Annotated in this window: 12 protein-coding genes; 6 read left to right on the top strand and 6 right to left on the bottom strand. The window is 46.3% G+C overall.

The window, feature by feature from the left end; genetic code table 11:
- The first annotated feature begins 167 nt into the window (after window positions 1-167).
- From pruA to ACOIT5_RS02470, 3 genes are all read left to right on the top strand, one after another.
- Window positions 168-1805: an L-glutamate gamma-semialdehyde dehydrogenase gene (gene pruA / locus ACOIT5_RS02480; protein ID WP_423128885.1), complete on the top strand. Its 1638-nt coding sequence runs from the start codon at window positions 168-170 to the stop codon at window positions 1803-1805.
- 96 nt (window positions 1806-1901) lie between these two features.
- Window positions 1902-2201 (top strand): FtsB family cell division protein, encoded by a 300-nt coding sequence (locus ACOIT5_RS02475; RefSeq protein WP_423128884.1) that lies wholly within the window; start codon window positions 1902-1904, stop codon window positions 2199-2201.
- A 144-nt stretch (window positions 2202-2345) separates the two neighbouring features.
- Entirely contained in the window at window positions 2346-2939 is a 594-nt protein-coding gene (locus tag ACOIT5_RS02470) for a YqgE/AlgH family protein (RefSeq protein ID WP_423128883.1), read from the top strand.
- Here ACOIT5_RS02470 and ACOIT5_RS02465 read toward each other — a convergent pair.
- From ACOIT5_RS02465 to ACOIT5_RS02450, 4 genes are all read right to left on the bottom strand, one after another.
- The gene (locus ACOIT5_RS02465) at window positions 2928-3749 is read right to left on the bottom strand and encodes an aminotransferase class IV (protein ID WP_423128882.1); all 822 of its coding nucleotides are present in this window, start codon (window positions 3747-3749) and stop codon (window positions 2928-2930) included. The genes ACOIT5_RS02470 and ACOIT5_RS02465 overlap by 12 nt on opposite strands.
- An 81-nt stretch (window positions 3750-3830) precedes the next feature.
- Window positions 3831-4439, bottom strand: a complete 609-nt coding sequence (locus tag ACOIT5_RS02460) for a rhomboid family intramembrane serine protease (RefSeq protein ID WP_423128881.1) — start codon at window positions 4437-4439, stop codon at window positions 3831-3833.
- A 4-nt stretch (window positions 4440-4443) separates the two neighbouring features.
- Entirely contained in the window at window positions 4444-5442 is a 999-nt protein-coding gene (gene holA, locus ACOIT5_RS02455; RefSeq protein ID WP_423128880.1) for a DNA polymerase III subunit delta, read from the bottom strand.
- Between the two features lie 18 nt (window positions 5443-5460).
- Window positions 5461-6231, bottom strand: coding sequence for an AMP nucleosidase (locus tag ACOIT5_RS02450; RefSeq protein ID WP_423128879.1), 771 nt, complete (start codon window positions 6229-6231; stop codon window positions 5461-5463).
- 107 nt (window positions 6232-6338) lie between these two features.
- Between ACOIT5_RS02450 and ACOIT5_RS02445 the strand changes: the two genes are divergently transcribed.
- The gene (locus ACOIT5_RS02445) at window positions 6339-6794 is read left to right on the top strand and encodes a type I restriction enzyme HsdR N-terminal domain-containing protein (RefSeq protein WP_423128878.1); all 456 of its coding nucleotides are present in this window, start codon (window positions 6339-6341) and stop codon (window positions 6792-6794) included.
- A gap of 32 nt (window positions 6795-6826) precedes the next feature.
- Here the strand turns inward: ACOIT5_RS02445 and ACOIT5_RS02440 are convergent, their stop codons facing one another.
- Together ACOIT5_RS02440 and recR are read right to left on the bottom strand one after the other, a co-directional pair.
- Window positions 6827-7354: a GNAT family N-acetyltransferase gene (locus ACOIT5_RS02440; RefSeq protein ID WP_423128877.1), complete on the bottom strand. Its 528-nt coding sequence runs from the start codon at window positions 7352-7354 to the stop codon at window positions 6827-6829.
- A 101-nt stretch (window positions 7355-7455) separates the two neighbouring features.
- Complete coding sequence (gene recR / locus ACOIT5_RS02435; protein WP_423128876.1) at window positions 7456-8082, bottom strand: recombination mediator RecR; 627 nt, start codon at window positions 8080-8082, stop codon at window positions 7456-7458.
- 381 nt (window positions 8083-8463) lie between these two features.
- Here recR and ACOIT5_RS02430 point away from each other — a divergent pair, with 381 nt between their 5' ends.
- Together ACOIT5_RS02430 and ACOIT5_RS02425 are read left to right on the top strand one after the other, a co-directional pair.
- The gene (locus ACOIT5_RS02430; RefSeq protein ID WP_423128875.1) at window positions 8464-9117 is read left to right on the top strand and encodes a LuxR C-terminal-related transcriptional regulator; all 654 of its coding nucleotides are present in this window, start codon (window positions 8464-8466) and stop codon (window positions 9115-9117) included.
- A gap of 297 nt (window positions 9118-9414) precedes the next feature.
- Window positions 9415-12924, top strand: coding sequence for a hypothetical protein (locus ACOIT5_RS02425; protein ID WP_423128874.1), 3510 nt, complete (start codon window positions 9415-9417; stop codon window positions 12922-12924).
- The last annotated feature ends 34 nt before the right edge of the window (window positions 12925-12958 follow it).

Below are 12958 nucleotides of genomic sequence, written 5' to 3'. Positions count from 1 at the left end.
CTAAATATAGTAATTTTTGTGTGGTAATTATTTTTTGTACGCCGCCGGAAGTTGCATTTTTCGAAAGCTGATTTTTATTAGGGATTAAGTTTGCCGGAATACATAGTTTTGTGAAATAGGGGTGAAAGCCTTGTAGAATACAATTTTAACGCTATAAAAAGACGATTATGCCCAAAGGAATTTTTAATGTACCCGTCGCTAAAAATGAGCCGGTAAAAAGCTATGCGCCGGGTTCGCCCGAAAGAATCAGCCTGCAGGCGAAACTGGAAGAGCTGAGGTCGGTGGAAGTGGAGATACCCATGATTATAGGAGGGAAGGATGTTACAACAGATCGCCGGATAAGGATCCATCCGCCGCACGAAATCAGCCATACGCTTGGGTATTATTCCCAGGGAGACGCTTCGCATGTGCAGGTGGCGATTGATGCGGCGCTGGAAGCCAAAGCCAGCTGGGCCAATTTGGCCTGGCAACACCGTGCGGCTATTTTCCTGAAAGCAGCCGATCTGCTGGCCGGCCCATACCGCGACCGGATTAATGCGGCAACCATGCTGGGACAGTCAAAAAACGCTTTTCAGGCTGAAATAGACGCCGCCTGTGAGCTGGCCGATTTTTTTCGATTTGGAGTGAAGTGCATGACTGATATTTATAAAATGCAGCCCGAATCTGCACCGGGACAATGGAACTACAACGAGTTTCGTCCCTTGGAAGGGTTCATTTTCGCCCTGACCCCCTTCAACTTTACTTCGATAGCCGGTAACCTGCCTGCGGCGCCCGCGATGATGGGCAATGTCGTAGTTTGGAAACCATCAAAAACGGCTATTTATTCAGCTGCCGTGATCATGGACATTTTTCGTGAAGCCGGTTTGCCCGATGGCGTGATTAACCTGATTTATGTTTCCGGGCCGGTGGCTGCCGATATCGTTTTCGAACATCCCGAATTTGCCGGGATTCATTTTACCGGATCTACCGGCGTTTTTCAGGAAATCTGGAAGACGATCGGCGAAAATATCCGCAAATACCGGTCATACCCGCGCATTGTTGGCGAAACCGGGGGAAAAGACTTCATCTTTGCCGATCATACCGCCGACCCGCAGGCCCTGACGATCGCGATGGTTCGCGGCGCTTTCGAATACCAGGGGCAAAAATGTTCGGCAGCTTCGCGGGCCTATATTCCCGAAAGCTTGTGGGATGATGTCCGTCAGCGGCTTGGCCGGGAACTGGCTACCGTGAAAATGGGCCCGCCCGAAGACTTTACCAATTTTGTGAACGCCGTTATCGATGAGGCTTCTTTCGATAAACTGGCCGGTTTTATTGAACGGGCCAAAACAGATCAGGATGCCGAAGTCATTTTTGGCGGAACCTGCGATAAATCGGTTGGTTATTACATTCAGCCCACAGTTATTCTGGCAAAACGGCCGGATTACATCACGATGACGGAAGAATTGTTCGGGCCGGTACTCACGGTGTACGTGTATGAGGATGAAAAAATGGATGAAACACTGGGTCTGCTCGACAAAACCTCCCTGTACGCCTTAACCGGCGCTGTTTTCTCACAAAACAGGTACAACATTGAAAAAATAACGAAACGGCTCGAAAATTCGGCCGGTAACTTCTACATCAACGATAAACCAACCGGCGCCGTTGTCGGACAACAGCCTTTTGGCGGTGCACGGGGTTCAGGCACCAACGACAAAGCCGGTTCGGTGTTTAATATGCTCCGTTGGGTTTCAATTCGTACGATAAAAGAAACCTTTGTTGCGCCGCTTGCATACACGTATCCCGGTTTTTTGCCCGACCAGGAGTAAGTTGAAACAAAAATATCGCGCAAAAAGGGGATGATTTTTTTCATCTCCTTTTTTTTTGACCGCAGAAACGGTATTTTTGTCCGAAAGGCAAGTGGTATGAATCATGTTTGGGCATCGGTCGGGAAAATCATCCGCAACAAGTACGGGATTACCTTGTTGTTGTTCCTGTTGTGGCTTTTCTTTTTCGACGAATACAATCTGCTTGACCATTTTCGCAATAAACACAAATTAGTGCAGCTCGAAGAGCAAAAAGATTTCTTAAAGGAAAAAATCGAATCTGATCAGCGTAAAATTCAGGAGCTTAAAACCAGCCAGAAAAACCTCGAAAAATTTGCACGCGAACAATTCCTGATGAAAAAGGAAAACGAAGACGTTTATATTGTAGTGGAAGATTAATCCTCAGATCATTCTTTTCGCCTGATTCTTAGTTCGGTTGGCCGGTTTGCCGGCGGCCGTTCAACTTTATTCTCATTTTAATTGTTCCATATTATTTGATTAATAGTTGAAATTTTTTAAATTGATCTTGAATTTAATCAAAAGATGAACTTGAATATCAACATATTTAAAATTGAAACCAATTATGTTTTGCCGGGTAAAGGCCGCATCCTGATTGCGGAACCTTTTCTTCCGGGAAGCTATTTTAACCGCTCGGTCGTATTGCTGGTGGCTTATAGCGATAAGGGGGCAGTTGGTTTTATTTTAAATAAAAAAGTTGATTATCCGATCAATGAAATCATTGGCGATTTTCCTGATTTTCAATCTGATATATTTATCGGAGGACCGGTAAGCACCGATTCGGTTTACTTTATTCATTCACTGGGCGAACTTATCCCCGGAAGTATTCACGTGAAAGACGATTTATACTGGGGAGGAGACTTTGACGAGTTAAAAAAGCTCATTAACCTTGGCCTGGTAAAACCGGATCAGGTACGTTTTTTTCTGGGATATTCCGGTTGGGACAGCGGTCAACTGGAAGAAGAATTGAAAGAAAATACCTGGTTGGTCTCAGAAATCGAACAAGATACGGTGATGGACAATTCGCCGAAAAACCAAATGTGGGTACAGATCGTACGTGAATTGGGCGGAAAATACTCCATGTGGGAAAATTTTCCCGAAAATCCGTCACTGAATTAATTCCCGGTTAAAAGCGTCATTTATTCTTCTGATTGTTTTGTTGAAGTAGCGTTTTTGTTCGAATGCCTTCACCCATTCGATTCCCTGGACATCGCCGGCCAGAAAAATCTCGTCGGCATGCAGCAGGTCGTCGGTGGTCAGCTGATCGGCTTCATGAAAAACCAACCCTTCGCCGTCGCACAGCTGCCGGATAAGGGTTCGCGCCGGGTTCAGGTAAACCCCGGTCGCTGCCGATGGTGTGCTGACAGTATTTCCGGATACCATAAAAATATTCCTTTCAGCCGCTTCAACAATTGTTTGATTGGTGTTGCAAAGGATCAATTCGGTGTTTGGGAGGGCAGCGGAGCGTAAAATTTTCCAGTAAAGTTCGGAACCGATAGGTAAAGCCGACAGCGGAGAGATAGCTTTGGCCGGCTGGCCGGAACAGGCCAGGCTGATCCCTTCCCGGTTGAGCTCGTAGTCGGTGGCTTCAATTTCGCTTGTCCGTGCCCAATAAGACCACTGCTGCTTCTTTCGAAAGAAAAACAAATCGATCCGGGCGCTTTTAAAAAGTTTGTTTTTGACCAGCATGCGTTCCAGTTGTCTTTTCAGCTCTTTCCCCTTGTTGGATAAAAACAGGGGAGGGGACAGCCTGAACAGCTCCGACTGGCGATTAATTAAATCCAGGTGCTCGTCCCAAAACATAAACTGATTGCGGATGGTCCGGACAGAATCTGAAAAAAGCAGATGATCGGGCGCTTCGGCGCCCGGAAACAGTTGGTCGTTTTTGAAAAACTGACCATCGATCAGCAGAAATGGCGAACTCATCATGGCGGTTTTGCCGTTTATTTTTATGATGAACGTTATGGTTGACAACAATTAACCGGATGCCTGCAGGCAAAACAATTACATTCAGATTAACCGGAAAAGCTTGTCGAGGAAACGCTCCAGGTACTGCGGGTTAAGAAGCACCGGCAATATAAATCCGTAAAGCGCCCCAAGAAAATGGGCATCGTGTGCAATGTTGTCGTTTTGTTTCCGGCTCATGTAATACGAATAGGCCAGGTATAAGACCGCAAACAGGATTCCCGGAACCGGCAGCAGGCCAAAAAAGTAAATTTTGTTCCAGGGATCAAAAAAAATGGCGGCAAATAAAACGGCCGAAACGGCGCCGGATGCGCCAACAGCATTGTAATAGTAGTTGTTCCGGTGCTTAATGATGGCATAAGCGTTCGAAACAATCATCCCTCCGAAATAAAGAAGCAGATACCAGGCGTTGGCCATCCGCCCGAAACCGTATTGAAAATACAACTCAATGGCCCGGCCAAACGAGAAAAGCACAATCATGTTCACGATCAGGTGTTCCCAGTTGGCGTGCACAAAACCGTGGGTGATCAGCCGGTGATATTCTTTCCGGTGATAGATTTTGCTGGCATTAAACTGGAGTTTATCCATCAGGTCGTGACGGTTAAAAGCTGCAATGGATACAAGGCTGGTAATTAAAATGAGAATAATCGTCATGATATTAGTGTAAAATTCGGTAAATCATTTCTTTTTGTAACTCTTCCGCACTGCTCGATACGTTTCCCATCCCCTTCGATTTCAGGTCGTATTCCCGGAGAATTGATATAATTTCAACGACTTTTTTAATGGGGTATTGCTTTGCCGCGGCAACATAGTTTCTCACAAAGTACGGACTGATTTGCAGCGACGAGGCTACCGCGTTCTGAGATTTATCTTCGAGAAAGTGGTAAGTCAGTATTTTCATGAAATAAAAAAACAAACTGGCAACGGTTCGGGTAAACGGGTTTGAGTTGGGATTGGCGGCAAAATAATTAATGATTTGGTTTGTTTTTAATACATTCCGATCGGCCAGGGCATTTTGCAACTCGAAAATATTAAAGTCTTTACTGATGCCAATATTTTTTTCAATGTGATCAGGCGTTATCCGGCTGTTTTCCGGCAGGCTGATGATGAGCTTGTTCAGTTCGTTGGCCACCTTGCTCAGGTCGGTTCCCAGGTACTCGGCCAGCATGGCCGACGCCTGGGGTTCAATGCTGTATTTTTGGGCCGACAGGTAGCTGTTGATCCAGGCAGGCAACTGGTTGTCGTATATTTTTTTCGACTCAAACAACACCCCTTTTTTATCAATGAGTTTGGCAAAGGTCTTCCGTTTGTCAATGGTTTTATATTTGTAATTGATCACCAGGATGGTCGAATTCAGGGGATTGTTGACATAGGGCTCCAGATCCTCGATTTTTTTAAGGTTCTGGGCCTCGCGGATGATGACGACCTGATGATTGGACATCATCGGAAACCGGCGGGCATAGGTGATAATCGTATCCACCTCCAGGTCTTTTCCGTACAGGATGTGCTGGTTGAAGCCTTTTTCGGCTTCGGTAAGCACGTGGTTGGCAATGTAATCCGAGATCTGGTCAATAAAGTAACTTTCTTCTCCCATTAACAGGTAAACCGGGTGGTATATTTTATTGCGCAGGTTGGCAAGAATATCTTCGTAATTCATATTTCGTCTTAAACGGGTTTAAAATTTCAGGTGTTTGACTGACCGGCCGTTTGTTTTGATTTCAATCAGGGCGTCAATACCAACCTTCAGGTGCAATTCTACGAAATTCGACGTTACTTTTTTGTCGCTGACCTCTGTTTTAATTCCGGTTGAAATCATCGGCTGGTCAGATACGAGCAGTAATGCGCCTGTTGGAATCTGATTGGCAAAACCAACAGTAAAAATGGTGGCTGTTTCCATATCAATGGCCATGGCCCGGGTTTTATACAGGTATTTTTTAAACCGGTCGTCGTATTCCCAAACCCGTTTATTGGTGGTGTACACAACACCGGTCCAGTAGTCCATTTTATTTTCGCGAATGGCGGTTGAAACCGCCCGTTGCAGGTTAAACGCCGGAAGGGCAGGTATCTCGGGTGGAAGGTAATCGTTGGAGGTACCGTCGCTTCGGATGGCCGCGATGGGCAAAATCAGGTCGCCGAGTTTATTTTTCTTTTTCAATCCGCCGCATTTTCCAAGAAACAAAACTGCTTTTGGCATAATGGAGCTTAGTAAATCCATGATTGTGGCGGCGTTGGGGCTTCCCATGCCAAAATTGATGATGGTCATTCCCTCGGCGGTGGCATTGGGCATATTTTTGTCTTCACCAATAATCGGCACCTTGAATCGTTCTGCAAACATTTCCACGTAAAGCTGAAAATTGGTCAGTATGATATAGTCGCCAAAATTCTCCAGTTTCTGTCCCGTATAGCGGGGAAGCCAGTTGTCTACAATCTCTTTCTTGGTTTTCATATTGAATGATGTAATTTTTTTGCATTTTTGGAATGCCTTAGCCGGAATTTCCCGGTGACGGCTGTAAAATCGAAATTCACAAAAATACAACTTTGCAATGGCATAAGATGTTCACGAAACTAAATTTACCATTATATTCGTTTCGGACAAAAACGGAGGCGGGTAAAATCCGGATTTTCGATGAGATCAGGAAAAAATTTCTGGTATTGACCCCGGAAGAGTGGGTGAGGCAGAATTTTATTCGCTTCCTGATTAACGAGAAAGCTTTCCCGGCTCAGCTCATGGTCATTGAGAGTGGATTAAAAATCAATCAGAATCAGTTTCGGGCCGATTTGCTTGTTTACAACCGGGCCGGGCAACCTTTGCTGGTGGTGGAGTTTAAAGCCCCCTCCGTTAAGATTACACAGAATACGTTCGACCAGGTTGCCCGGTATAACATGACCTTTCAGGTGCCTTACCTGATCGTTTCGAATGGACTCGATCATTACTGTTGCCGGGTTGACTTTGCAGCGAAAAACTACTCATTTTTAAAAGAAATACCTGCCTTCACGGACTTGATTTAGCGGAATGAGCGGCAAATTTCCAAATGTCGCAATTACAGTATTTTCTGCCAAATCAATTCATCCAGCCATCCATCCGGCGTTTTTAGCCAGTCCTTTTTGGTACCGGTCAGCCGGAAGCCTGCTTTTTCAAAAAGATGGATACTTGCCGGGTTGTCGGCGCCGATATGGGCATAAAGCTGGTGTAAGTTCAGCGTATCTTTGGCGTAGTTAATCATTAGCTGAAGGCTGTCTGAAGCCAGGCCCTGACGGCGGTCTGCTTCGTCGTAAATCAGGATGCCGAGTCCGGCGCGACGGTGAAGCGGTTCAAAATCAAACAAATCGATGGCCCCGACCGGCTTTCCGGACAAATTTTCAATGATCAGCCGAAGCTGCCTGGTTTCAAACAGATCGCGGTGTGACTCCTGGATGTATTGTTTCAGGATGTAGCGAGAGAAGGGGACCAGCGTGTTGCTGACTTTCCAGATGGCCGTGTCGTTTTCCCAGATATATAAAAATTCGAGGTCTTCCGGCTCCAACGGCCTGAATTTGATTTGCCCGTAACTTAAAAATGGGTTGACCATAAGCTCAGTATGTTTGTTCTGAATGCGATTCTTTGCAGGTACAAAATGCGATATTTTTTTGGATAAACCAGATTGGTAGCCGGATTACTTTCACAAAGGAACTATTGAGCCAGGGAACTTTCAAAATCGAGCCTGTTTTTTATGGAACGGCCGAGTGTCAGTTCATCGGCGTATTCCAGTTCGTCGCCAACAGATACGCCGCGTGCCAGGGTTGAAATTTTAATCCGGTAATCTTTCAGCTTTTTATAGATGTAAAAGTTTGTCGTATCGCCTTCCATCGTGGTGCTCAGCGCCAGGATTACTTCGGAAACCAAACCGTCTTTCACCCGGTCAATCAGTGAGTTGATCTCCAGGTCGGCAGGGCCGATTCCATCCATTGGTGAAATAATCCCCCCCAGTACATGATACAGACCGTTAAACTGACGGGTGTTTTCGATGGCCATCACATCGCGGATATTTTCCACCACGCAAATGATTTCCGGTATCCGGCCGGACTGGCTGCAGATATTACACGTGTCGGTATCGGAAATATTATGACAGGTTTTGCAATGCTTGATTTCTGTTCGGGCCTGGATGATGCTGTTGCCGAAAAATTCCACCTCATCCCGGTCCTGTTTTAGTAGGTGTAAAACCAATCGAAGGGCTGTTTTTCTTCCGATACCCGGGAGTTTTGAAAACTCGTTCACCGCATTCTCCAATAACCTGGAAGGAAATTTTTCCGTGATCATACCATGTCTATTAGTCCGCTTCAAAATTAATAAGCTTGACGGAATCGAAGGCAAAAAGTCGTTTTTTCTTTTTCATCCGGCCAATGAAACGAGCCGTCGATGACCAGTTTATGCCGGCAGAAGGAATCAGTTCGGCGCCGGATTATTTTACGAATTCAGGAATAGCTGAGTGATAACTATAATTTCTGTATGTTGAGTTGCCGGTCTCTTTTCTGCTGTTCCGCATGGGGGGAATTACCTATTGACTGCAATTGATGAGAAGAATTAACTTGCATACAGATAAAAAATAGTTATAGGTCTTATTATCTTGATTAAAATTATTAAAAGCATCGACATCAGGGAGCAGGATGTTTTTTGCAGTAATAATTAAAACGAGCAGATATGAAGGTTATGTACAAGGTTGCGATACTGGATCAGAGTAATTTATTTCGTTCAGGATTGATTTCAATCTTAAAGGAAGTTGGGGAGTTTGAGTTACTGGATTTCGCCGGATACATCAACGAGTTTATGCTTTTGCCGGAAGAACCGGTGGCCGATGTTTTCATTCTTAATATCCTTCATGATCAGGATGCCGGGATTGAATCCCTGGGTCGAATCAGGGAAAAATTTCCCCAAATACCGGTGATCCTGATTGCCAGCCCCGAATATGCCGACTATTTTATCGATTATCTGAATTTGGGCGTAAAAGGCTTTGTTTTCGAAGACGATAGTCCGGCAGAATTGGTTAGTCTGACCCGGATTGTTTGTGACGGCAGGTCGTATTTCCGTTCCGATACCGAGCGGATGATAAAAGATTCAGTCAGGGAGAACAAGCCGCCCCATTCTTCCCGAAAAAACGGACAAATCCTGACAAAACGGGAAATTTCGATCCTGAAATTGTTTTGCGGGGGATTAACCTACAAGGAAATTGGTGATGAATTATTTATCAGTCCGCGCACCGTTGAGACCCATAAAAAGAATATTCTGTCAAAACTGAAGGTCAACTCAACGGCGGGAATGGTTAAATATGCCTTTCATCACCGGTTATTATTTTGAATAAATATGGATCATAAAAAAGACTGACTACTCCGTCTGCTTGTTGAAATGATGAAGACCTATGATAAAAATATCAGGGAAATTACTGATTGAAAAAGTTTAAATATCGGTGTAACTTGGTATATGAACTTTTGATCCTTAGTCGATTTGTTACCCTCTGAAAGGTTAGTTCTTTGCACATAAGAATAGCCTGATAAACCGCTTCATAAGGGAAGAGTGGTGAAGCTCCTTACCAGTGAAACTTCTGAAGAGGAATTATGAATGTTTATTACAATTATGAAATTTAATGATGTGATTATGAAAAAGGACTACTTTTTTTCTGTGAAAAAAATGGCAATGGGTTGGCTTAAACGATGTTATTGGAAGTTTTTGCTTTACCCGCTTATGGTCGTCGCCTTTATGGTGATTGGCTTTACGGCCGCAGCTCAGAACATTCAGGGAGTTGCCCCGGTACAAACCCCTGTCGGAGGATTTGGCGTTGACGGCGATGCTTTTGCCAATACGCCGTCAGGTTACGAAGGCGTAGGCGACTGGTTCTTTAACCCGCCCGGTGGTGGCGGAGGTTTATATAACCCCGATCCGCCTTACGACTTTCTTTACCCATACACCTATCAGTTTGTAGATGCCTGGGGAAAGCAGCCTGATTACACCACCTTTACCTCGTCGAACAAGATCAACGACCACCCCGCAACGTATACGTGGGGACTGGGCAATGTACCCAACAAGAACGAGATACAGAACGTGGGGGTGCACTTTACCTGGGGAGAACCCTCACTGGGAGGTGATGCCGATGATTTGTGGTGTTTGTTTGCTGCCGACCGCGAAGTAACCAACGGGAGCAGCTATATCGACTTCGAGTTTCTGCAAAATACCTTGTCGATGGTTGAAGGCGGCACCTTTACCACGGAAGGTCCTCACGGCGGACGAACTGTCGGAGACGTGCTGGTTACCGTTGAGTTTACCAACGGTGGTCCTGTCGCCACAGTTGTCGTGAACGTGTGGGAGCAGGTAGGCGCCGGCTATCAGTATGTGGTCCATCCGAATTCCGAATTTACCGGAGCCATTTTTGCCACGGTAAATACGGCCCCGACCACCGTTCCTTTCGACGTTTACGGGGGGAACACCTATATTGTCAACCAATGGTGCGAAGGCGCTGTTAATCTGAGTGCTTTATTTAATCTGGATGAAGACCCCTGTTTCAGCCTGGCTACCTTGTTTGTTCGTACCAGGACTTCCGGTTCTTCCGCTCAGTCGGAGTTGAAAGATATCCCGGGAGCGCCGATCCAGCTGAACCTCGATTTGGACGACCTGGCTGTTAATTGCCCGGATCCGGCTACCGTGGATGCCTGTTCAGATGTGGCTACTGCTTACCAGAACTGGAAAGATGGCTTTAGCTATTCCGGCGGCATCGGAACAATTGTTGATAACCTGGGCGAACTTCCTGAAACAGCAGAAAGTATCCTGTGCGGCGGACAAATCAGTTTCACCTATTATGTAAGTGACGACTGCATCGATTCATTAAACTGCTCAAGCACGTTTACGGTTACCGCTCCGGATGCGATCGTGATCAACTGCCCGACGGATGTTGATCTGCCCGAATGTACATCCCTTGATGATATTGCTGATGCTTATGCCGCATGGGTTGGAGGATTCACGTCTTCGGGCGATTGTAACCTGAGCGACAATATTGACCAGATACCAGCATTGCCGGAAAATGTACGTTGCGTTGGAGCAGACCTTTCTTTTACTTATGAAGTGACTGGCGACTGTTTCGGTACCGAAACCTGTACCAGTACCTTTAAAGTCGCTGCTGATGAAACAGCTCCGGTGATTACAGCCGACAACGAAGATGACGACTTAGGCTGCAACCCGACTGCAGAAGAAATTGAGGCTGCTCTGGGCGGAGCTTCTGCTACGGATAATTGCGACGAAGAAGTTGATGTTGACTACACCGACGGCGATGTTATCGAAGACGGTTGCATGCGTTCGAAGACCCGTACCTTTACGGCTGAAGACGAATGCGGCAACGAAGCCGATGAAGTTACCGTTACCGTTACCTGGAAATGGGATACGGAAGCTCCTGTGATCACTGCTGACGGCGAAGACGATGACTTGGGCTGCAACCCGACCGCAGAAGAAATCGAAGCTGCTCTGGGTGGCGCCACCGCGATGGATGGCTGCGACGGCGAAGTGGATGTTGACTATACCGACGGCGATGTCATTTCAGATGGTTGCATGCGTTCGAAGACCCGTACCTTTACGGCCGAAGACGAATGTGGCAACGTTGCTGATGAAGTGACCGTTACCGTTACCTGGAAATGGGATACGGAAGCTCCTGTTATCACAGCCGACAACGAAGATGACGACTTAGGCTGTAACCCGACTGCTGAAGAAATTGAAGCAGCCCTGGGCAGTGCAACAGCGATGGATAATTGCGACGGTGAAGTTGATGTTGACTATACCGACGGCGACGTGATGGAAGATGGCTGTATGCGTTCAATTACCCGTACCTTTACGGCCGAAGACGAATGCGGCAACGAAGCCGATGAAGTTACCGTTACTGTTACCTGGAAATATGACCTGAGCGAACCTGTGTTGCAGGGAACTTTCGATGATCTGGTATTCGAATGCAACGAACCGGTTATCATACCTGATCCGGTATTCGAAGACGAATGTGACGGTACCATTTCTGAATTCACCGTGACCGTTAATGGCGAACCGGAAAGCGATCTGGCAGGCTACATGTTCCCGGAAGGAGATACTGAAGTTTGTTTCTACGTAGAAGATGAGTGCGGAAATCCGGCTTCTGTTTGTATTACCGTAACTGTTCTTCCTTGTGGCGAAGATTTCTGTACGCTAACGCAAGGATTCTATGGAAACGAAGGCGGGTTGTACTGTGACGGCAGAACCACGACCGAATTGCTCACCGACCTGCTTGACACCGATCTGGTTATCGGATGTGCCGGTCATTCTTATACGATTCCGGCCGGAAGCGCTGCCTGTGTGATCGGAATCCTTCCCGGAGGAGGTCCGTCGTCAGTGCTGAACGGTGATTACACTTGCGGAGATTTGGTAAACAAACAAGGCACGTTAACCAATTCGTTGCTTGCTCAAACCATTACGCTGGGATTGAACTTACGTCTCGATCCGGATCTGGCTGACCTGACGATTACGCCTTACTATGATGCCGGCGAAAATGTTTATGTCTTCTGGACCTCTCAATCGTCGATTTGTAAAGGTGAAGAAGGTGAAGCTTCTCCGGTTGGAGACTGGTTGCCGTTCTATCTGCCTGCATCTGTCCTTTCCGGTGGTTCGGTCAATATCGGTGATTTGTACGCCATGGCTAACGATGCTCTTTGCGGAATGGATGTTGGCGTATCATTAGGTAACCTGGCGATGGCTGTTGGCGCTATTAATGACGGATTCGACGAATGCGCATTCCTGAGCACAATACCGCCGGCAGAGTACTTTGCTGAAGAAGAAGAGGAAACAGAGATGGAAGAAATGAGTACCTTCAGTTCGTTCAGTCTGACGATTGAAAAAGAAGGTATTGATTTGATTGCCTATCCGAATCCGTTTACTGAAATGGTAACCTTCCAGTTTGTTCCGGCACAGGATGGCCGCGCTGTACTGGAGGTCTTCAATTCAACCGGTGCCAAACTGTCAACTGTTCTGGATAAAAATGTACTTCAGGGTGTTACAACCACCGCACAATATCAACCGGCAGGTGTTGCTCCTGGTGTATTGATCTATTCGTTAACATTGAATGGGACTAAAGTTTCCGGTCAGCTAATTTTGAATCAGTAAAATGACCGGTGAGATTTTTGTTGATATCTGCGAT

Source organism: Gaoshiqia hydrogeniformans, from assembly GCF_049347105.1.
Lineage (GTDB): Bacteria > Bacteroidota > Bacteroidia > Bacteroidales > Prolixibacteraceae > Gaoshiqia > Gaoshiqia hydrogeniformans.
This window is presented reverse-complemented; position numbering and strand designations above follow the sequence as displayed.